General features: G+C 41.0%; 17 protein-coding genes. 11 read left to right on the forward strand and 6 right to left on the reverse strand.

Features of this window, described 5'->3' with window-relative positions:
• Positions 1-12 precede the first annotated feature (12 nt).
• The 3 genes from dtd (at position 13) to ilvA (ending at position 5,964) form a co-directional block, all read left to right on the forward strand.
• Positions 13-456 (forward strand): D-aminoacyl-tRNA deacylase, encoded by a 444-nt coding sequence (dtd, locus tag H7T93_RS02265; protein WP_002889739.1) that lies wholly within the window; start codon positions 13-15, stop codon positions 454-456.
• A 385-nt stretch (positions 457-841) separates the two neighbouring features.
• Positions 842-4,603, forward strand: coding sequence for a glycoside hydrolase family 66 protein (locus tag H7T93_RS02270; RefSeq protein ID WP_037604084.1), 3,762 nt, complete (start codon positions 842-844; stop codon positions 4,601-4,603).
• Positions 4,604-4,713: 110 nt separating this feature from the next.
• The gene (ilvA, locus tag H7T93_RS02275; protein WP_002883616.1) at positions 4,714-5,964 is read left to right on the forward strand and encodes a threonine ammonia-lyase IlvA; all 1,251 of its coding nucleotides are present in this window, start codon (positions 4,714-4,716) and stop codon (positions 5,962-5,964) included.
• 125 nt (positions 5,965-6,089) lie between these two features.
• Here the strand turns inward: ilvA and def are convergent, their stop codons facing one another.
• Positions 6,090-6,704 (reverse strand): peptide deformylase, encoded by a 615-nt coding sequence (gene def / locus H7T93_RS02280; protein ID WP_002883663.1) that lies wholly within the window; start codon positions 6,702-6,704, stop codon positions 6,090-6,092.
• Between the two features lie 93 nt (positions 6,705-6,797).
• A complete protein-coding gene (locus H7T93_RS02285) occupies positions 6,798-7,436 on the reverse strand; it encodes a Crp/Fnr family transcriptional regulator (protein ID WP_002883647.1) in 639 nt (212 codons plus the stop codon).
• 107 nt (positions 7,437-7,543) lie between these two features.
• On the opposite strand from H7T93_RS02285, the gene H7T93_RS02290 reads away from it, so the two are divergent.
• A complete protein-coding gene (locus H7T93_RS02290) occupies positions 7,544-8,710 on the forward strand; it encodes an MFS transporter (protein ID WP_064525450.1) in 1,167 nt (388 codons plus the stop codon).
• 149 nt (positions 8,711-8,859) lie between these two features.
• Positions 8,860-9,129, forward strand: coding sequence for a 30S ribosomal protein S15 (gene rpsO, locus H7T93_RS02295; RefSeq protein WP_002883618.1), 270 nt, complete (start codon positions 8,860-8,862; stop codon positions 9,127-9,129).
• 214 nt (positions 9,130-9,343) lie between these two features.
• On the opposite strand, the gene H7T93_RS02300 is transcribed toward rpsO, so the two are convergent.
• A complete protein-coding gene (locus tag H7T93_RS02300) occupies positions 9,344-9,934 on the reverse strand; it encodes a VanZ family protein (protein ID WP_049529346.1) in 591 nt (196 codons plus the stop codon).
• A 298-nt stretch (positions 9,935-10,232) separates the two neighbouring features.
• On the opposite strand from H7T93_RS02300, the gene H7T93_RS02305 reads away from it, so the two are divergent.
• Positions 10,233-12,800 (forward strand): SEC10/PgrA surface exclusion domain-containing protein, encoded by a 2,568-nt coding sequence (locus H7T93_RS02305; RefSeq protein WP_175057378.1) that lies wholly within the window; start codon positions 10,233-10,235, stop codon positions 12,798-12,800.
• A gap of 89 nt (positions 12,801-12,889) precedes the next feature.
• On the opposite strand, the gene H7T93_RS02310 is transcribed toward H7T93_RS02305, so the two are convergent.
• Positions 12,890-13,630, reverse strand: a complete 741-nt coding sequence (locus H7T93_RS02310) for an amino acid ABC transporter ATP-binding protein (RefSeq protein WP_002886432.1) — start codon at positions 13,628-13,630, stop codon at positions 12,890-12,892.
• On the reverse strand, positions 13,630-15,177 hold the full coding sequence (locus H7T93_RS02315) for an ABC transporter substrate-binding protein/permease (RefSeq protein ID WP_037597348.1): 1,548 nt from the start codon (positions 15,175-15,177) through the stop codon (positions 13,630-13,632). Before H7T93_RS02315 ends, H7T93_RS02310 begins: the two co-directional genes overlap by 1 nt.
• A 205-nt stretch (positions 15,178-15,382) precedes the next feature.
• On the opposite strand from H7T93_RS02315, the gene H7T93_RS02320 reads away from it, so the two are divergent.
• The gene (locus H7T93_RS02320) at positions 15,383-16,237 is read left to right on the forward strand and encodes an undecaprenyl-diphosphate phosphatase (RefSeq protein ID WP_002889764.1); all 855 of its coding nucleotides are present in this window, start codon (positions 15,383-15,385) and stop codon (positions 16,235-16,237) included.
• A 59-nt stretch (positions 16,238-16,296) separates the two neighbouring features.
• On the opposite strand, the gene H7T93_RS02325 is transcribed toward H7T93_RS02320, so the two are convergent.
• The gene (locus H7T93_RS02325) at positions 16,297-16,668 is read right to left on the reverse strand and encodes a DUF3021 family protein (protein ID WP_037620112.1); all 372 of its coding nucleotides are present in this window, start codon (positions 16,666-16,668) and stop codon (positions 16,297-16,299) included.
• 206 nt (positions 16,669-16,874) lie between these two features.
• Between H7T93_RS02325 and mecA the strand changes: the two genes are divergently transcribed.
• The 4 genes from mecA to sufD all read left to right on the forward strand — a co-directional run bounded on the left by mecA (position 16,875) and on the right by sufD (position 21,016).
• A complete protein-coding gene (gene mecA, locus H7T93_RS02330; RefSeq protein WP_021143484.1) occupies positions 16,875-17,624 on the forward strand; it encodes an adaptor protein MecA in 750 nt (249 codons plus the stop codon).
• 3 nt (positions 17,625-17,627) lie between these two features.
• Positions 17,628-18,785: a glycosyltransferase family 4 protein gene (locus tag H7T93_RS02335; protein WP_201041612.1), complete on the forward strand. Its 1,158-nt coding sequence runs from the start codon at positions 17,628-17,630 to the stop codon at positions 18,783-18,785.
• A gap of 161 nt (positions 18,786-18,946) precedes the next feature.
• Positions 18,947-19,717, forward strand: a complete 771-nt coding sequence (gene sufC / locus H7T93_RS02340) for a Fe-S cluster assembly ATPase SufC (protein ID WP_002883600.1) — start codon at positions 18,947-18,949, stop codon at positions 19,715-19,717.
• A 36-nt stretch (positions 19,718-19,753) separates the two neighbouring features.
• Complete coding sequence (gene sufD / locus H7T93_RS02345) at positions 19,754-21,016, forward strand: Fe-S cluster assembly protein SufD (protein WP_201041613.1); 1,263 nt, start codon at positions 19,754-19,756, stop codon at positions 21,014-21,016.
• Positions 21,017-21,056 lie beyond the last annotated feature (40 nt).

The raw sequence follows: 21,056 nt of genomic DNA on the forward strand, positions 1-21,056 counted from the left end.
GGAGTTACTGCGATGAAGATTGTGATTCAGCGCGTGCAAAGTGCCTCTGTGGTTATTGAGGATTCTACGGTTGGTGCCATTAAACAGGGGCTCTTACTCTTGGTCGGAGTTGGTCCAGAGGATACCAAAGAGGACCTAGAGTATGCAGTTCGTAAGATTGTCAATATGCGTATTTTTTCAGATGAAGATGGCAAGATGAATCTTTCTGTTAAGGATATTGATGGCCAGATTTTGTCGATTTCTCAGTTTACGCTTTTTGCAGATACGAAAAAAGGGAATAGACCAGCATTTACGGGAGCTGCAAAGCCTGACATGGCTAGCCAGTTCTATGACGATTTCAACCAATCCTTGTCAGCTCATGTTCCTGTAGAAAGAGGACGCTTTGGTGCAGATATGCAGGTTAGTCTGGTCAATGACGGACCTGTGACCATTATTTTAGATACTAAAAATCGATAAACAAACCATTTCTCGCCTTGTGTGAGAGGTGGTTTTTTTTACTCTCATCGTATGGGCAATTTAGGTGCTCGATTTTCATTATTTGGGATTTATTTTTGTTATTTTAAGTAGGCTTAACCAAGTGAATATTTAATGAAATTAGAAAATGTTTTTCTCAAATTTCTGAAAAAATCTGACCATTCATGATGAAAAAATTACCGTTTACGAGGATTGCCGGAAATTCCCTTGTCTTACAAAAAAGATTAAGTTAACATTAGTTTCATAAGAAACACCAAGCGATTTTTATGAAACTAAAAAATAACTCGAGTTCACAGCATGCAAATACCAATAGTGATAATTTGAAACGCCGAGGTGATTTAAACTTTTTTTAGAGGGATAGAGAGATATGTCAAAGAAAGTAGCGTCAACTAAATTATTATCAGGGTTGTTTGTAGCCGGCGGTGTCCTAGGGATGAATCAGGTCGCCAAGGCAGATAGCATGGTCAGTTCAGAAGCAACAAAACCAGTCATTACAACTGAAGCAGATAACTTGGTGGTGGTACCAACGGAGGCAGTTGCTCCAGTTGCGACAACAGAAGTAGGTCCATCATCTGCCGCTGTTGCGACAGATACTGCAACAACAGCAACAGCTTCTACAATATTTTCACAAGCTGTGTCAGCAGAGAGTGCTAGCTCAGAAATGCTTGTAGCCAGTGAAGCACTAGATCCTGAGTCAGCTGCTGTGGAAACCATCACATCATCATCTGATAATGCTACTGAAGCAGGACGCCATTCAACTGCTCAAGTGACACCAGTTACAGAAGTGACAGAGCAAAACTTAAATGGTGATGCTTACTTGACAGATCCAGAAACAACAAAAGCTGCTTATAGCAAGACAGATGGTGATATTAACTATTCTGTTGTTGTGTCTAATCCAACAGCAGAAACTAAGACGATGACTGTCAACTTGACACTTCAACATGCTTCAGAGATCATCGGTCAAGATAACGTTGACCTTACGCTAGCGGCAGGAACCTCAGCTAAGGTTTCAAACTTGATAGTAGCGTCAGAGTGGTTGACAAACAATACAGGTTACTTGGTGACAATCAGTGTCAACGATAAATCAGGTAGTACTTTGTCAAGCAAGCGTGCTGGCTTGTCTGTTGAAGATGATTGGACAGTTTTCCCACGTTACGGTATCGTAGCAGGTTCGCCAACTAATCAAAACAGTATTCTTGTTAAAAATCTTGAAGCCTACCGTAAAGAGCTTGAGCTCATGAAGTCTATGAATATCAATTCATATTTCTTCTATGATGCTTATAATGAAGCTACAGATCCTTTCCCAGAGGGTGTCGATAGCTTTGTTCAAAAATGGAATACCTGGAGTCACACTCAAGTTGACACTAAGGCTGTTAAAGAATTGGTTGATCAAGTTCATAATTCAGGTGCTGTTGCCATGCTTTATAACATGATTTCAGCAGATTCAAATCCAAAGAATCCGGCCCTTCCACTTGCTGCTTTGGCTTATAACTTCTACGATAGCTTTGGTAAGAAGGGTGAACCGATGACTTACACTATCGGTGATAACCCAACTCAAGTTTACTATGATCCGGCGAATCCAGATTGGCAAAAATACATCGCAGGTGTCATGAAATCAGCTATGGATCGTATGGGATTCGATGGTTGGCAAGGTGATACAATTGGTGACAACCGTGTGACTGATTATGAGCACCGTAACAGTACAGACGAGGCTGACTCACACATGATGTCTGATTCATATGCGTCATTTATTAATGCCATGAAGGACCTCATCGGTGAAAAGTACTACATCACAATCAATGATGTTAATGGTGGTAATGATGATAAACTAGCCAAGGCACGTCAAGATGTTGTTTATAATGAGCTTTGGACAAATGGTGGTTCAGTTATTCCAGGACGTATGCAGGTTGCCTATGGTGATTTGAAAGCACGTATCGATATGGTACGCAATAAAACTGGTAAATCACTTATCGTTGGTGCCTACATGGAAGAACCAGGTATTGACTATACTGTTCCTGGCGGAAAAGCAACTAACGGTGCGGGTAAAGATGCCCTTGCTGGTAAACCATTGCAAGCTGACGCGACACTTCTCGTAGATGCGACAGTAGCTGCAGCCGGTGGCTATCACATGTCCATTGCAGCCCTTGCCAATGCTAATGCAGCCCTTAACGTTCTTCAAAGTGCCTATTACCCAACGCAATACCTCAGTGTAGCTAAGGACACTATTCGTAAGCTTTACAATTACCAACAGTTTATCACTGCTTATGAAAATCTTCTCCGTGGTGAGGGTGTGACAAACAGCACTCAGTCCGTATCTACCAAGAATGCTTCTGGTGAAATCCTTTCTAAAGATGCTCTTGGTGTGACAGGAGATCAAGTTTGGACATTTGCTAAATCAGGAAAAGGTTTCTCAACTGTTCAAATGATTAATATGATGGGCATCAATGCGGGCTGGCATAATGAAGAGGGTTATGCGGACAATAAAACACCGGACGCACAAGAAAATCTCACAGTTCGTCTTAGCCTAGCAGGTAAAACAGCTCAAGAAGCTGCTAAAATTGCCAATCAAGTCTATGTGACGTCACCAGATGATTGGGCAACTTCAAGCATGAAGAAGGCACAAGCAAGTCTTGAAACAGATGAAAATGGTCAACCAGTGCTTGTCATTTCAGTTCCTAAACTAACTCTTTGGAACATGCTCTATATCAAGGAAGACACAACAGCAACACCGGTAGAACCAGTTATCTTGAAACCAGTTACTAACCAAGCTGGTAAGAAAGCAGATAATACCGTAACATCTGAAGCAAGCTCAGAAACAGCTAAATCAGAAAATTCAACAGTAAACAAAGGTTCAGAGGCTCCAACTGATAAGAAACCATCTGTTGAAGCTCCTAAACTCGATGAAACAACTAAACCAGCACCATCAGTTGACGAGTTAGTAAACTCAGCAGCTGTTCCAGTGGCGATAGCTGTGTCAGAGACCGCACATGATAAGAAAGATGACAACTCAGTATCTAATACGGATCAAGGTACAGTAGCGTCAGATTCAATCACTACACCAGCTTCAGAGGCTACAAGCACAGCTGCCTCAACAGCCTCATCAGAAGTATCAGAAAGTGCAATAGTATCATCGGAAGCATCAGAAACTGAAAATAGTTCAGAAGCATCAACTTCAGAGTCAGAAATTCCAACGACGACAGCAATTTCAGAATCACATGCAGTAGTTGAACCAGTGGCTTCTTTGACAGAATCAGAGAGTCAAGCAAGCACTAGCCTTGTTTCAGAAACTACAAGCACAATTGTCTCAGTTGCTCCGTCAGAAGTATCAGAAAGCACAACAGTATCATCGAAGGTCTCAGAAACTGATATTATCTCAGAAGCATCAACTTCAGAGACTTCAGCATCTGAATCAGAGAATTCAATCAGCACAGTCGTTTCAGAATCAGAAGTAGTTGAAGAACCAGCTGTTTCATTGACAGAATCAGAAAGTCAAGTGAGCACTTCAGAAGTGACTTCGGCGATTTCAGAAACAGTAAGCACATCAGAGGAAGTCGTCCTTGATGGACTATCAGAAAACATCAATAGTTGGAATAGACTCTCTGTAGCTCCTCGCGTCTCAGAAACCTTACCAAGTACTTCTGAAACGATTACAGAAGCAGCATCACTCTTTAGCAACTATGCAAGATATTCAGAAACAGCAAGCTCAGAATCTCACTCTATGGTAGCAGCTTCTTCAGAAGTTTCTATTGAAAAATTAGCAGTATCTATCTTGAAAGATACTGAGGGTGGCTTGTACGATGCAACAACAATCAGAAATATTGTTGAGATGATTGATAGTATTACAACAAATGTCAGCTATACTCGCAGTAGCCGTCAAGACCTTGTCAATACAGCTTCGTCAGATAACACTTACAGTGGTAGTCAAGATCTTAACCTTGCAAGTAAGACAACGACGCAAGCAGGTGAAAAAGGAACAACTGAAGACCTTAAGGCTACAATTGCTAAAACAGCAAAATCTCACAAGTGGGGAGAACATGCTGTAGCCATCCTTACAGCTATTGTCCTTGCAGGTGCGGCAACCCTTGCAGCTCTCCGTAACTTCTTGATGTCAAAAAAAGTTGATAAATAATAAGAAGAACTCTTTGTGTAAACAAGGAGTTTTCTTTATACTGGCTGCTATTTTTTCTGAAAATTGTGATACAATAGAAATGGTTTGAATATTGTGTCAAAGGAGAGCCAATGATTACTGCAAATGATATCGTAAAGGCTAATGAAGTCTTAAAAAACGTGGTGGAACGCACACCACTAGATTTTGATCGCTACCTATCTGAAAAATACGGGGCGACCATTTATATTAAAAAAGAAAATATGCAAAAGGTACGCTCTTTCAAATTGCGTGGAGCCTACTATGCTATCCATCAATTGAGTGATGAGGACAAGGCGCGTGGTGTGGTTTGTGCATCAGCCGGAAACCATGCTCAGGGGGTTGCCTACACTTGTAACGAGATGAAGATTCCGGCAACCATCTTTATGCCAGTAACAACACCTCTCCAAAAAATTGGTCAAGTCCGTTTCTTTGGTGGCAAGTTTGTAACAATCAAATTGGTGGGAGATACCTTTGATGCTTCTGCTCAAGCAGCACAGGAATATACCAAGTCTGAAGGGATGACTTTCATTGATCCATTCGACGATTATAATGTCCAAGCAGGTCAAGGAACTGTTGCTTATGAAATTTATGAGCAGGCCCAAGAGGAAGGTGTTTCCTTTGATAGTATCTTGGTTCCAGTAGGTGGTGGTGGCCTTATCTCTGGTGTAGCTACCTATATCAAGGATGTAGCACCGTCTATGGAGGTTATTGGTGTTGAGGCTAGTGGTGCTCGTAGTATGCGTGCTGCCTTTGACCGTGGTTATCCTGTAAAACTTGAAGAAATTGATAAGTTTGCGGACGGGATTGCTGTTCAAAAGGTAGGTGTCAAGACCTATGAAGTCGCACGTAAATACGTTGACCGCCTCTTAGGAGTTGATGAAGGATTGATTTCAGAAACCCTAATTGATATGTACTCTAAGGTTGGTACCATTGCAGAACCCGCAGGTGCGGCATCAGTGGCAGCTTTGGAAGTGATCAAAGATGAGATTAAAGGAAAAACCATCGTCTGCATCATTTCAGGTGGTAACAATGACATCAACCGTATGCCAGAGATGGAAGAACGTGCGCTTATCTACGATGGTATCAAGCATTACTTTGTGGTTAACTTCCCACAACGTCCTGGTGCCCTTCGTGAATTTGTAAATGATATCTTGGGACCAAATGATGATATCACTCGTTTTGAGTACATCAAACGTGCTAATAAAGGAAAAGGTCCGGTTCTCATTGGTATAGCTCTTAGTGATAAGAACGACTATGATGGACTTCTCGAGCGTCTTTCGGCCTTTGACCCAAGTTATATCAACCTTCACGGTAACGAAACACTATACAATATGCTTGTCTGAGGACAGGTTCAGACAATGAAAAAAGAATCGACGAAGTCGGTTCTTTTCTACTTTGACTTAGCTATAAAGTGGTACTAATGCCTTATCTTCAAACTAAAACCCCAGTATTTCTACTGAGGTTTTCTTTATTCGATAATTAAGAGTCCATCTTTGATGGCGAATGGATTGTCTTTATTGATGCGGTCGTAGAACATGATACCGTTAGTATGGTCGATTTCATGTTGAACAACGATTGAGTTGTAACCACGGAGTTTAACACGTTGCTTTTCGCCCTCTTTGTTGAAGTATTCAACAGTTACTCGAGCATGACGAACCACGTAACCAGGAACATCGCGGTCAACTGAGAGGCATCCTTCGCCATCGCCCAAAGCAGCATCCTGAACAGAATGGGCAACTACTTTAGGGTTGTACATGATTTCTTGAAGACTATATGCTTCTTTTGGTGGATTACCCTCAGCGTCTTCAGGGTTTGGAACGAGAACAGCGATAATGCGTTTTGAAATATCTAATTGAGGGGCTGCAAGACCGACTCCCCCACGAAGCCCCATTTTTTCGGCAATAACAGGATCTTGTGAGTTACGAAGAAACTGCATCATTTTTTCGCCTAGGATAATGTCTTCGTCTGATAGTGGGAAGGTTACATCTTCAGCGACAGCACGCAAGGTTGGATTTCCTTCGCGAATGATATCATTCATATCAATCATATGGCTGGCGCGGATAATTTTGGTTTGAGCGTCCATTTGTTTACCTCTATTTTCTTTGATTTACTTGTTTATAACTATAGCACAAAAGGGTTGAAAATTAAACCATCAAGGATTAAAGTGAGGCTTTTTCTAATCGATAAAAGCCAGTTTTTCCAAGGTTTGTCTCTCTAAAATACGATAGGTTTTAAAGGCCTCTTTTTCGATAATTCCCTGGTCGATAAATTGTTTGATGACTCGCTGTACATGACGATAGCTAGTTCCAAAACGGGAAGCTAAAATAGATGGCGATAATTGAAAGATATTCTCTTCTTCACTATTCAAAATATGGGTGGCCAGACGCTCTTTGACAGAGTAGCTCGCATTCGTTGAAGCAGTGATACCTTGCTTATGCAGTGCCATAGCCAGGTTACGTCCAATTTGGTAGAGAAAAACAGGGTCTTTGAGGAGTTCTTCTTTATTATTTAATGGGAGCTGAACTGCTTGAACCTCTTCTAAAGCAATGACTGATGATCCTGCTGGTTGGTTGGTCATGAGTTCTACATCTCCCAATATCTGAGGCTGATTGAGCGTTTCTAGGATATGTTCTTTACCATTGAAGAGAGAACGAACAATTTTTACCTTTCCTGATAAAATGTAGGTCAGCTCAGTGATAGCTTGCCCTTGGGTACAAATATAATCGTTCTTTTGAAAGGTGACTTTCTGTAATTGGTTGAGGTAGGGGGGTGGAAAGACCTGGTCAAGTTGAGGTCTTATGGTATGATTACGCATACATCTCCTTTTTTAGGACCTAGGTCCTATTTTTTAAAGTCTCCTTAGATTATAATGAAAAAATAACTATTAGACAAGTAAGGAAAGGATGTTCTTATCCCTATATTATGACACGAATTTTAGAAAAAATGAGCCTGCTTGGGCTATCCTTGCTCTTGATTTCGGCCTTTTCGATTTCAACAGCGTTACCACCTATGTTGGACTACTATAGCCCAACCTTTTCTGCCGCGCAAGTGGAGCTTTTAGTATCTGTCCCTTCATTTTCCGTAGTCGCGATGCTCTTACTTAATTCATTTATTGACAAATGGCTAAGTGATAGACAGCTAATTGTGACTGGGCTGCTCTTACTTAGTAGTGCTGGGATTTTTCCTTTTTTTGTACAAGCCTATCCTCTTGTCTTACTGTCACGTATTGCTTTTGGAATGGGGATTGGTCTTATCAATGCTAAGGCGATTGCCATCATCAGTCAACGTTATCAAGGTAAAGAGCGAGTTCAGATGTTAGGTATTCGTGGCTCCATGGAGTTGATTGGTGGAGCTTCTTGTTCTCTTTTAGTTGGACAATTACTGAAAATTCATTGGACCTTTGCCTTTCTTATCTATGGTTTTGGTTTTGTGATTTTGATTATGTACCTCCTTTTTGTGCCATCGATGGAGCAGGTGGAGAAGAAGCAGATTACAAAAAGAAAACAAGTTCTGAACAAAAAAGACCTTGGTATGATTCTTGGCATGGCTCTTTTAGCAGGTTTTGTCATCTGTATCAATTCTTCGATTAGTTTGCGCGTGCCTCTGTTTCAAGTTGCTGGTAAGACTATTGAGAGTGGTCAATCAGCCTTAGTACTGAGTTTAGAGCAGGGAATTGGAATTGTAGCTGGACTGAGTTTCGCCTCGCTTATAGGACATTTTAAAAATCGTCTTTTGCTTATAGTGATGTTCTTGTTAGCGGTTTGTCTCTTTGGGATGTCAGTGGCTAGTAACTTACCGATTTTGATTTTATCTTCAGTTGGTGTTGGTTTCTTTTATAGTATTATTTTGACAATTATCTTTAACCGACTTTCTGAGTCTATTGCTAGAAGTCTGTTGAACAAGGCGACAGCCTATGTCCTCTTAGGCTGTAACCTAGGGTCAGCCATTTCCCCTTATGTTTTGAAATTGTTAGCACTCATATCTCCAAGTTTTAGTTGGATTTTTCTAGCTTATGCTATCGTAAGTTTCCTACTTTTCCTACTTTTCCTTGGATTCTTTCTGAATGCAAAAATGGCCAAAAAAGTCTAAGCTTCAAAAACTTAATCAGTGAAATCTTGCGATTGACAAAGATTAGTAGATGAGCTAAAATAGAGAGGTCGTAAAGACAAACCAACTCTTTCTTGGTTTTAGGAGAGCCAATCCTAAGACTCGGATGGAGCAAAAAAAGGAGAAAAAACATGGCAATCTCAAAAGAGAAAAAAAATGAAATCATTGCTCAATACGCACGTCACGAAGGTGACACTGGTTCAGTAGAGGTTCAAGTTGCTGTCCTTACTTGGGAAATCAACCACCTTAACGAACACATTAAACAACACAAAAAAGACCACGCTACTTACCGTGGTTTGATGAAAAAAATCGGTCACCGTCGTAACTTGTTGGCATACCTTCGCCGCACAGACGTTAACCGTTACCGTGAGTTGATCAGCTCACTCGGACTTCGTCGTTAATTCAAGATACAAGTGTCTAGGCCTTGTTCAATTGAATACACGAAAATGGAACTGCTCTATGATGGGGCAGTTTTTTTATTCGCTAGGATTTTAGCCTGAGTTCAAAACAGCTCTCTAGATGTAGAGGGCTGTTTTTCTGCATTCCTCTAAAAATTTCTTACGATGATTAATCTATAGAACAAAAAAAAACTCCAAAATTAATTCTGGAAGTTTTTTAACTTAAAATCTTTTTGATAACTGTTTGAAATTGAGGGAGTTGATGGATAGCAGTTCCGACAAGGATACCTAACATATTTAAGGTGATATCTCCCAAATCAAAGACTCCCAAATGTCCGAAGTACTGAATGGATTCGACGGAGAAAAGGGTAAGGAGACAAAGTAGGAGATTACTCAATCGTGAAGAAAAGAGGAGTCCCAGAGGAATGAACATTAAGAGGTTCATGATGGGAACGAAGTGGCTACCCCAGTATAATTCCCGAGCAAAGGAAAGGGGGTTAAGTGAGAGACCTTGGGTACCAATGTTTTTCAAGAAAAGTAGGTAGAAGAGAGCAAGAAAGTAAATGAAGTAGAGTAGGAGTAGTGTCTGTTTTTTCAGCTTTCTAGTAAGAAGTAGTTTCAAAAAAGCGTAGACAAAGTAACTCAGTAGGACAATAATGACTAGGTTGAGTAAGACTTGAAAGTAGGAGCCATAATGGGCGATGTAATGAACGTACTGTTCGAGATGCCCCCTATAAAACCAATAAGACAAGGCCAGTGAGAGGATTCCTAGTAAGATGTTACTCAATGTTTTTAATGTTTTTGCCACTTTGCTCCTCCATTTGCATATGATGAGTACACATTATATCAAAAAAACGTTTAAAGAAAGTTAAGAAACTGTAACGAAGTTTTGATAGAATAAAAGGATAAGGCAGAATCAAAGACTAAAAAAGGACTTTGAAACAGCAACTCTACTTTTGACTAACAATTTAATGATTTTTGTAAACAGGCTATGAAAGCTTATAAAATAATTAAATTTTAAAAATTAGGAGTCAGCACCTTGTTTCGAGATTATTAAAATGTTATTATATAGTAGTGAATTTTTAACATAAAAAGGAGTTCGTCTTATGAATAAAAAGGTTTTGGCGACAGCTGGAATTGCAGCACTTGCAGTTTCTGCTACAGTTGCTAAAGCTGATGAGGTAACGACAAACGATCAAGCCTCAACAACAGCATCAGTATCATCGACAGCTACACAAGCTGTCCCAACTCAAGCCCAAGTCGAAGCGGCTAGAGAACAAGCCAGCGCTGCAAATCAAGCAGTATCGCAACAAGAGTCAGTTGTTGCTAATCATGAAGTAGCTGCAAACCAGGCTCAAGCAAACCTAGCGACAGCAGATGCTAACTTGCAAAAGGCACAAACAGCAGCCGATGAAGCAAGTCCAGAAACTATTGCTGCCGCTCAAGGTCAAGTAACTACTGCTGAAAATGCAGCTAAGGAAGCTAAGTCAGCAGTCGAAACAGCTCAATCAGCAGAAAAAACTGCTAAAGATGCAGCAGACAAACAGCAAGCTGTCGTTAATACAGATCAAGCTAATGTCAATGCTAAAGCTACTGAAGTGGCTAATGCTCAAAAATCAGTAGATGCCGCTAAAGCAGCTCTTAATGGTTCTAGTGCTTCTGAGGCAGCTTCTAACCAAGCTAAAGCGCAATCAGCTTTTGATGCTGCAACAGCAGCTGAGAAAAAAGCTCAAGAAGAATTGGCAGCCGCTCAGGCAGCTGATAAAGAAAAAGCTACTGCTATTTCAGCTAAAGAAGGGCAATTGACTGCAGACCAAAATGCAGCAAACCAAGCTAAAGCAGCTTATGAGACTGCTCAAACAGTAGCTAATGAAAAGGCAGCCGCACTTGCAGCCGCTGAAGCAGCTAAGAAAAAAGCAGAATCTTCAACAACTTCAACAGCTAATGTTCGTCAAAAATTCTCAGTGTCACAAGAGTATGTCAATGCTCTTAAGATTCATGAGTCTAAAACAGCGACCGCAGCAGAAAAAGCTCAAGCTGAACAAGTCTTGAAGAACGTTAATAAACGTGATCGTGGTAACAATAGTTATCAAGATAATGAAGCGGATAAAAATGTTAAAATTAGTGATTTGAATAATCTTAGTGAAGCTCAAATTACAGATTTGTCATTGTATGCTTCAAGTTTGATTAACCAAATTCGTACAGCCTTTGGTACAACTCAAACATCTGTTTCAAAAGGTAGTGTTCTTGCGGCTGACCGTGTTTCAGATGGTTATGTAGCAGATAACTGGGGTTGGGAAGCTATTACCCATCAACGACATGATAGTGCCGCCCTTGACCGTGCTGGTAAGTCATTTAATAGTGTAAGTATTGGTGAAAACCTTAATACATGGCAAGGTTTGACAGGACCATTTACCCTTAACGACATTAAGAAATATGTCTATGAAGCTATGCTTGACTTCATGTTTAACGGTAATGAGTGGAACCATGCTCGTTCTATCTCTGGACTTACAGCAGATGGTGGTGAGTCTTACATTGGAACAGACATCAGTGTTGTTGCCGGTGCCTTTAACGTTCACGTAAACAATGTCAATAAAAATTCTATCGCTTCTGATAGTAGCTTTGACACAACTAAGATTGCTAACCCATATGAAGGTAACCAATCTCAATCATCTTCAAATGCAAATCTTGCTGCTGCAAAAGCAGCTTATGAAGCTGCTAAGCAAGCTAACGATCAAGCTCAAAGTGACTTGGCTAGCAAGAAAGCGGCTTCTGAGTCAGCAACTCTTAAGCTTAAGAATACTCAGTCAGAACTTGCAGCTCTTAAAGCGACTGCAAGCAAGTTGGCAGCTGCTCAGAATAACCTTTCTGAAAAACAAGCAGCCCTTGCAACTGCTAAATCAGAATTGGAAAAAGCTAACGCTGCAGTTGAAAACCTTAATGCTAACGCACAAGAAAAAGCAGCAGCCCTTAGCAAAGCTCAAGCAACTCTTGATGAAAAACAAGCAGAGCTTCAAACAGCTAAAGATAAACTTGCGACAAGTTCTGCAACCTTGCAACGTTTGACAAATGCATACAACGCTGCTAAGCAAGATACTGCTAAGAAACAAGTAGCATTGACACAAGCTAACCAAGCTTTGACTGATGCTAAGAACCGTGTAGCAGCTCTTACAAATGCTTCAGGTAACCTAGCTAAGGCTAAAGCAGAACGTGCGACAGCCTTTGCCAAATTTACTGCGGCGAAAGCAGCTCTTTCAACTGAACGTGCGAAACTTGTTGAATTGTCAGCTAAACGTGATAAATTAACGAGCGAGTACACGACTGTTCAAACAGCCTTCGATAACTACATGAAAGCTAAGGCAGACAAAGAGCTTCAAACACAATTGGCTAAAGAGTTTGCTAACATTACATCTAAAGGTCTTACACCAGTACCTGTTTACGATGTAGATGGTAAAGTTGTTGCTTTCACAACACAAGAAAAAGCAGCTCAACCTGCAACTCAAATTTCTGTAAATTATGGTCAAACCAAAGCTGAGAAACAAGCTCCTTTACAAGAAACAGACAGCTTGCCAGAAACAGGTGAGTCAACTGCAGCAGGATTCAGCCTTGTAGGTCTCTTTATGACCCTATTGGCCTTCCTTGGATTTGTTGACAGACGTACACGTCGTAACTAATCATTATAGACAAAAAAACGGCAACTGCCGTTTTTTTATATATCAGAGAATCTAAAAAAGTTAAGGTCGAAACCTTAACTTTTTCGTTTTTAACCCAAGAAACGTTTGAGGAATTCCTTGGTACGTTCTTCTTTAGGATTTTCAAAGATTTGTTCTGGACTACCTTGTTCAGCGATTACCCCTTTATCCATGAAGATGACACGGTCTGAAACGTCACGTGCAAACTCCATTTCATGGGTAACGATAATCATGGTCAAACCAGTTTCAGATAGCTCCTGCATAGTCTTGAGTACTTCCCCTACCATTTCTGGGTCAAGGGCTGAAGTTGGCTCGTCAAAGAGGATGGCTTCTGGATCAACAGAGAGGGCACGAGCAATCGCCACACGTTGTTTTTGTCCCCCTGAAAGTTGTTTTGGCTTAGCTTTCCAGTATTGTTCTCCCATACCAACTTTCTCCAAGTTAGCTTTGGCAATGCTTTCAGCTTCTTTACGATCACGTTTGAGAACGGTTGTTTGAGCTACGATAGCATTTTCCAAGACATTAAGGTTTTCAAAGAGGTTGAAAGATTGGAAAACCATACCGAGTCTTTCACGATAGGTCGTGAGGTCGTAACCTTTTTCAAGGACGTTGTCCCCGTGATAAAGGATTTCACCGCCGGAAGGTGATTCAAGAAGGTTAATAGAGCGAAGGAAAGTTGATTTCCCTGAACCTGAAGAACCAATAATTGAGATAACCTCACCCTTTTTGACGCTGAGGGAGATATCTTTGAGGACTTCATTTTTTCCGTATGATTTTTTGAGGTTTTTAATTTCTAAAATCGTCTCAGTCATTAGTGAACCCCTCCTTGTGTGTAAGTATCTTGATCCAAACGGCGTTCTACATAACGCAAGATGCGTGTCACTGTGAAGGTGAGGACAAAGTAGATTGCTGCGATAACAAAGAATGTTTGGAAGTATTGATAAGTTTGGCTTGCAACAGTGTTACCTGCGAAGTAAAGTTCCACAACAGAGATAACGTTCAAAACAGAGGTATCCTTGATATTGATAACGAACTCATTACCAGTAGCTGGCAAGATGTTACGGATAACCTGTGGAAGAACAATCTTACGCATGGTTTGACCATGGGTAAATCCAAGAGCAGTTGCAGCTTCAAATTGTCCTTTATCTACAGCGAAGATCCCACCACGAACGATTTCACTCATGTAGGCTCCGGTGTTGATAGAAACGATGAAGACAGCTGCTAGGGTACGGTCAATGTTGATACCAAAGGCCTGGGCAGTACCGTAGTAGATAACCATAGATTGTACAATCATTGGCGTACCACGGAAAACTTCGATATAGACATTAAGAACCCAACCGAAGAGTTTTTGGAGCAAAGCTACAAATTTATTAGCAGCTTTAGGAGCTGTGCGGTAAACACCAATCATAAGACCGATGAAAGTACCCACAACTGTACCAATAATTGAGATAAGAAGGGTAATTCCTGTACCACGTAAGAATTGTGGCCAGTTCTTAGCGATGATAGCGCTCATCTGACTAAAGAAGTTTCCTTTTTTAGCCTCATCAGTCTTATCTGCAGGTTGGATGGCAATGATGTGATCCATCAGTTTGACACGTTCCTCTTGGCTGATTCCAGCAAGGACCTTATTGACTTGTTCCATTTGCTGGCTGTCTCCTTTACGAAGACCGACGGCCAAGGACACGTCATCGTCTGAAACCTGGAAACCACCATCTTTAAGCGTAATCATCTTATATTTTGAGCTAGCTTCTTCGGCAGTTTTTGCTTCAGGACGCTCTGAAACATAACCATCGATGATACCAGATGCAAGGGCTTGGCGCATAGCACCGAAGTCTCCCATAGCTGTTTGTTTGCTGACGTCTGGGATTTGGTCAATCAAATTATAGAGATAAACCCCTTGTTGAGCTGTGATTTTAGCATCCTTGAAGTCTTTGAGACTCTTAGCGTTGGCATAATCACCATCAGAGCTAACAACCATAACAGGCTCACTTCGGTAGTAGCTATCTGAAAAGTCAATTTCTTGACGACGTTCAGCTGTTGGACTCATACCAGCGATAATCATATCGATCTTGCCGGAAGTGAGGGCAGGAATCAAACCTGTCCAAGCTGTTTTGACCACCAAGGGTTTCTTACCTTGGGCTTGAGCAATTTTTTTAGCGATTTGCACGTCATAACCGTTGGCATACTGTTTAGTACCTTCGATTGGAACGGCTCCGTTTGAGTCATCGTCCTGCGTCCAGTTGAAAGGTGCATAGGCAGCCTCCATACCGACACGGAGATACTCGTCTGCTTGAGCGCTTGATACCCCACCAAAAACGAGGAGGAGCGCTGCAAAGCAGGCTACAATAATTTTTTTCATTGAAACAATGTCTCCTATAAAAATGTCATACCTTACTATTTTACAGGAAATTAGGACTAATGACAATAAGCTGGGATTAGAAAAACAATCTCTATATCAAGATTGTCTTCAAATACAAGTTGTAATTTGATATAATGGGAAGGACAATTTGGAGCCCTGATCATTTTTGGTGTGATGGGGCTAGCATTTTAAAACGGAGATAATTATGCAAACGGCACAATTTATTATTGAATTATTAAAAGCAGTCTTTCTTGGGATTGTCGAAGGAATTACAGAGTGGCTACCTATTTCATCTACAGGTCACTTGATTTTGGTTAATGAATTCTTGAATTTGAGACAGAGTAAAGATTTCATTGATATGTTTAATATCGTAATCCAACTTGGTGCTATTCTTGCGGTTATGGTCATCTACTTTAAACGCTTGAATCCCTTCCAACCTGGTAAGACAGCACGTGAAGTGCAATTGACTTGGCAACTTTGGCTCAAGGTGGTCATTGCCTGTATTCCTTCAGCATTCTTCGGTCTACTTTTAGATGACTGGATGGAGGCCCATCTCAGTAATTTCTTTGTAGTAGCTATCATGTTGGTGGTCTACGGGATTGCCTTTATTTGGATTGAGGACCGCAATCGACGTGTAGAACCTAAGGTAACGGATTTGGCACGTATGTCTTACAAGACAGCTTTCTATATTGGTCTTTTCCAAGTCTTGAGTATCATTCCAGGGACAAGCCGTTCAGGTGCTACTATTCTTGGGGGTATCATCGTTGGTACTAGTCGTAGCGTAGCTGCTGACTTCACTTTCTTCCTTGGTATTCCAACCATGTTTGGTTACAGTGGCCTTAAGGCAGTTAAGTACTTCATTGATGGGAATTCTTTGACAGGTGGACAAGTAGCTATTCTCTTGGTAGCTAGTGTGACAGCCTTTGTTGTCAGCTTGTTCGTGATTCGCTTCTTGATGAATTACATTAAGAAACATGATTTTACAGTTTTCGGAAAATACCGTATCGTGCTTGGTATTATTGTGCTTCTCTATGGAGCTGTTAAACTTATTTTTGGATAATTACTTTTAAGTAAACTGAAAAGGACTTCAATTGGAGTCCTTTTTATCTGGTTTTGAAATCATTTGTGGATAAGTTTTCCAAAGATGAGATAAGCCAGCAACCATAGGACCAGTCCGCAAGTTAAGAAGCTAGCTAGGATTTTCAAGAAGTCCACGACATTGTGCAAGGGATACCATCCGGACAAACAGAGGATTGGAAGGATGGTAACACACATGATAGAGAAGTGGAGCAGTGATTGCTGTTTGAGCGATAAACGGTTATCGTCGTAAATGGGAGCAGTTGCTAGTATGATGGCGACAATTAGCCCCGTAAGAAAGGTAGATTTGTTTACTTGATGAGGTTGCCCCGACAAGTAGAGAAGGAGCGTCAATAAACTCGTTATTCCCCCAGCAATGCTAGCTCGTAGCCACCCTTTTTTGTAGGCAGTCATGGTTATCACCTCCACGTATAGGTTCACTTTTATTATACAACTTTCTGGGGGAGATGACAGGTATTAATGGGGAAATACAAGGTTTTGTTAGCATTGAGAAGTTTTTAGAAACCCTATCCTAAATAAGACGCAAACTTGCTCAGAAATTGCTATCTCTTGGCTTTTCTAGTATAATGAAATAACTACTCGTGCGAGGTTTTTTACATATGGAAATGAAACAAATAAGCGAGACAACTCTAAAAATCATGATTACCATGGAAGATCTTGAAGAACATGGTATGGAATTGAAAGATTTCTTGATTCCCCAGGAAAAAACAGAGGAATTTTTCTACACTGTCATGGATGAGTTGGACTTGCCTGATAACTTTAAAAATAGCGGGATGCTGAGCTTCCGTGTCACGCCACGCAAGGACCGTGTGGATGTCTTTGTGACTAAATCAGATCTTAAGGAAGACCTTGATTTCAACGATTTGTCAGATATGGACGACTACTCAGGGCTTTCTCCAGAAGAGTTCCTCAAGGCTCTTGAAGGTAACTTTATGGACAAGGGGGATATCGAAGCACACCATAAGCTCGAAGAACTTGAGAAGACCTTGGAAGAAGTTGATAAGGCTATGACAGAGCCTACCAAGGAAGTGGCTGAAGAAAATATTCGTGAAGACTATACCCACTATGTCTTGGCTTTCTCTGACTTTGATCAAGTAGTGACCTTTACACAAGGCTTGAAGGATGTACCTGTTGAAGGTTCTGAGCTTTATAAACTTGGGGATGTCTACTATATGACAATCCTTCTTTACTTGGCTGATGAGCCTGATTATTACGCGAACAATATGTATGCGCGTTTTCTTGAATATGCGAATGTGGCAGACCGAACACGTGCCTACCTGCAAGAGCATGCAACAATTTTGATGGAAGAGGACGCCTTACCGGTACTACAAGCAACGAAATGGAGCTAAGACATGCCTTGGACCATTAACTATATATTCGTTTTGATTGGGACCTTTTTGATCGCCATTGTGGCGACTCCTTTGGTACGCTCTTTGGCCTTACGTGTCGGAGCTGTTGACAATCCCAATGCAAGACGTATCAATAAAAAGCCAATGCCTAGTGCTGGTGGTCTAGCTATTTTGTTGGCCTTTGTACTAGCGACCTTGGTCTTTATGCCTATGATTATTCATAAGGATATCTGGCATGTTTCTTACATCAGGTACATTTTGCCGGTTGTTGTAGGAGGATCTGTCGTAGCTCTGACTGGTTTCATTGATGATATCTTGGAATTAAAGCCTCTACCTAAGATGCTTGGTATTGTCATTGGAGCTGTCATCGTTTGGGCATTTACAGACTTCCGATTTGATAGCTTTAAGATTCCATTTGGTGGTCCCATGATTCATTTTGGGCCGGTCTTGACCTTGATTTTAACGGTGTTATGGATTGCGGCCATCACCAATGCCATTAATCTGATTGATGGTTTGGATGGCTTAGTTGGAGGAGTTTCTATCATTTCCCTTATGACTATGGGGGTGATTTCTTATTTCTTCCTCTATGACACTGATATTTTCTTGACCATGACCATCTTTGTCTTGGTGGCTGCCATTATGGGATTTTTCCCTTACAATTATCATCCAGCGATTATCTATCTAGGTGATACAGGGGCGCTCTTTATTGGCTTTATGATTGGTGTCTTGTCATTGCAAGGGTTGAAAAATGCGACAGCGGTGGCTATTTTGTCACCTGTTATTATCCTTGGAGTGCCTATTGTTGACACAGTGGTGGCTATTGTCCGCCGTAAGTTGTCAGGGCGCCCAGCTATGGAAGCTGACAAGATGCATTTGCATCATCGTCTTCTAGCTATGGGCTTTACTCATCGTGGAGCGGTTCTAGTGGTCTATGCCATCGCTATCCTCTTTTCATTGATTGCCCTCTTGTTAAATGTTTCTAGCCGTCTTGGTGGTATTCTCTTGCTCTTGAGTTTACTTTTGGGAATGGAAATTCTGATTGAAGGGCTTGAGATTTGGGGCGTTGGTCGAACACCTCTCTTCAATTTCCTAAAATTTATCGGGAATAGTGATTATCGCCAAGCAACCATGTTAAAATGGAAGCAAGGGCGAAAAAATTAAACATTTGAAAAGCCAAGTAATGGCTTTTTTGTTATAATGATTCTAATTAAGGAAAATGGAAGTTCTCTTTTTATTTTCTAGAAAATAGCAAGACTATTTTCAAAAAAATAATGCAAATTAGCGAGCAAGTGCTCGCTGTATATATGAAAAAGGAGTATACAATGTCTGTACTTGAAATCAAAAATCTTCATGTTTCTGTTGAAGATAAAGAAATCTTGAAGGGTCTTAATTTGACTCTTAAAACTGGTGAGATTGCTGCTATCATGGGTCCTAACGGAACTGGTAAATCTACCCTCTCAGCTGCTATCATGGGTAACCCAAACTATGAAATCACAGAAGGGGACATCCTTTTTGATGGTGAAAGCATCCTTGACTTGGAAGTTGACGAACGTGCACGCCTAGGTCTTTTCCTTGCTATGCAATATCCAGCTGAAATCCCAGGGATCACAAACGCTGAGTTCATCCGTGCGGCTATGAACGCTGGTAAAGAAGATGACGAAAAGATTTCTGTTCTTGATTTCATCACTAAATTGGATGAAAAGATGGAATTGCTTGGTATGCGTGAAGAAATGGCTGAGCGTTACCTTAATGAAGGTTTCTCAGGTGGTGAGAAAAAACGTAACGAAATTCTTCAATTGCTTATGTTGGAACCTAAGTTTGCTCTTCTCGATGAGATTGACTCAGGTCTTGATATCGATGCCCTTAAAGTGGTTTCAAAAGGGGTTAACGCTATGCGTGGCGAAGGCTTCGGTGCTATGATTATCACTCACTACCAACGTCTCTTGAACTACATCACTCCAGATGTCGTACATGTAATGATGGAAGGTAAAGTGGTTCTTTCAGGCGGTCCTGAATTGGCTGCTCGTCTTGAGCAAGAAGGTTATGCGAAAATCGCTGAAGAGCTCGGTTACGAGTACCACGAAGAAGCGTAAGTCTGTTACTCGAAATAACTAGAAAAGGAGTAACCTATGTCAAAAGAATCTATTATCGCTTTTTCACAAGCAAAGGCAGAGCCACTTTGGTTGCAAGACCTTCGTCAAGCAGCCTTTGATAAGATTGAAAGTTTGGCTCTTCCAAAAATTGAGCGTGTTAAATTCCACCGTTGGAATCTCGGTGATGGAACGATTACTGAAAATGAACCATCAGCAAATGTGCCTGATTTTACAGCGCTTGGAAACAACCCTAAATTGGTCCAAGTAGGAACAAATACTGTACTTGAACAATTGCCAGCTGACTTGATTAGTCAAGGTGTGGTCTTCACAGACCTTACGACTGCTCTTGAGGAAATCCCAGAAGTCGTTGAAGCCTTCTTTGGTAAGGCTGTAGCCTATGACGAGGACAAATTGGCAGCTTATAACTATGCTTATTTCAATAGTGCAGCAGTACTCTATGTACCAGACAATGTTGAAATTGACTTGCCAGTTGAAAGTTATTTTTACCAAGATGGAACTTCAAATGTTCCATTTAACAAACACGTTTTGATTGTGGCTGGTAAAAACAGTAAATTGACTTACCTTGAGCGTTTTGAAACGCTAGGTGAAGCGACTGAAAAAGCTAGTGCCAACATTTCTGTGGAAGTTATTGCTCAAGACGGTGCACAAGTCAAGTTTGCGGCTATTGACCGTTTGGGTGAAAACGTCACAACTTATATTAGTCGTCGTGGTCGTATCGGTCGTGATGCCAGCATTGACTGGGCTCTCGGGATCATGAACGAGGGCAATGTTATTGCTGACTTTGATAGTGACTTGATTGGCAATGGAAGTCATGCCAACCTTAAGGTTATTGGTCTTTCATCAAGTCGTCAGGTTCAAGGGATTGATACTCGTGTGACGAACTATGGTAACAACTCTGTGGGACATATCCTACAACATGGTGTTATTTTGGAACGTGGTACTTTGACTTTCAATGGTATTGGTCACATTGTCAAAGGTGCTAAGGGTGCTGATGCACAACAAGAAAGCCGTGTGCTTATGCTTTCTGACAAGGCACGTTCAGACGCTAACCCAATTCTCTTGATTGACGAAAATGAAGTTACAGCAGGGCATGCTGCTTCAATCGGTCAGGTAGATCCAGAGGATATGTATTACCTCATGAGTCGTGGACTTGATCAAGACACTGCAGAACGTTTGGTTATTCGCGGTTTCTTGGGAGCAGTTATTACTGAAATCCCGGTTAAAGAAGTGCGCGATGAAATGATTTCTGTAACTGATACAAAACTAAACAAACGTTAGGAACTATCGACGCAGATAGTCTAACCTATGATATATCTAG

This window comes from Streptococcus sp. 9.1, from assembly GCF_016648815.1.
Taxonomy (GTDB): domain Bacteria; phylum Bacillota; class Bacilli; order Lactobacillales; family Streptococcaceae; genus Streptococcus; species Streptococcus salivarius_E.

Excerpts from the sequence above, each read along its gene's own strand:
- dtd (WP_002889739.1), top strand. The coding sequence starts at position 13 with ATGAAGATTGTGATTCAGCGCGTGCAAAGTGCCTCTGTGGTTATTGAG.
- H7T93_RS02270 (WP_037604084.1), top strand. The coding sequence starts at position 842 with ATGTCAAAGAAAGTAGCGTCAACTAAATTATTATCAGGGTTGTTTGTA.
- ilvA (WP_002883616.1), top strand. The coding sequence starts at position 4,714 with ATGATTACTGCAAATGATATCGTAAAGGCTAATGAAGTCTTAAAAAAC.
- def (WP_002883663.1), bottom strand. The coding sequence starts at position 6,704 with ATGGACGCTCAAACCAAAATTATCCGCGCCAGCCATATGATTGATATG.
- H7T93_RS02285 (WP_002883647.1), bottom strand. The coding sequence starts at position 7,436 with ATGCGTAATCATACCATAAGACCTCAACTTGACCAGGTCTTTCCACCC.
- H7T93_RS02290 (WP_064525450.1), top strand. The coding sequence starts at position 7,544 with ATGACACGAATTTTAGAAAAAATGAGCCTGCTTGGGCTATCCTTGCTC.
- rpsO (WP_002883618.1), top strand. The coding sequence starts at position 8,860 with ATGGCAATCTCAAAAGAGAAAAAAAATGAAATCATTGCTCAATACGCA.
- H7T93_RS02305 (WP_175057378.1), top strand. The coding sequence starts at position 10,233 with ATGAATAAAAAGGTTTTGGCGACAGCTGGAATTGCAGCACTTGCAGTT.
- H7T93_RS02310 (WP_002886432.1), bottom strand. The coding sequence starts at position 13,630 with ATGACTGAGACGATTTTAGAAATTAAAAACCTCAAAAAATCATACGGA.
- H7T93_RS02315 (WP_037597348.1), bottom strand. The coding sequence starts at position 15,177 with ATGAAAAAAATTATTGTAGCCTGCTTTGCAGCGCTCCTCCTCGTTTTT.
- H7T93_RS02320 (WP_002889764.1), top strand. The coding sequence starts at position 15,383 with ATGCAAACGGCACAATTTATTATTGAATTATTAAAAGCAGTCTTTCTT.
- H7T93_RS02325 (WP_037620112.1), bottom strand. The coding sequence starts at position 16,668 with ATGACTGCCTACAAAAAAGGGTGGCTACGAGCTAGCATTGCTGGGGGA.
- mecA (WP_021143484.1), top strand. The coding sequence starts at position 16,875 with ATGGAAATGAAACAAATAAGCGAGACAACTCTAAAAATCATGATTACC.
- H7T93_RS02335 (WP_201041612.1), top strand. The coding sequence starts at position 17,628 with ATGCCTTGGACCATTAACTATATATTCGTTTTGATTGGGACCTTTTTG.
- sufC (WP_002883600.1), top strand. The coding sequence starts at position 18,947 with ATGTCTGTACTTGAAATCAAAAATCTTCATGTTTCTGTTGAAGATAAA.
- sufD (WP_201041613.1), top strand. The coding sequence starts at position 19,754 with ATGTCAAAAGAATCTATTATCGCTTTTTCACAAGCAAAGGCAGAGCCA.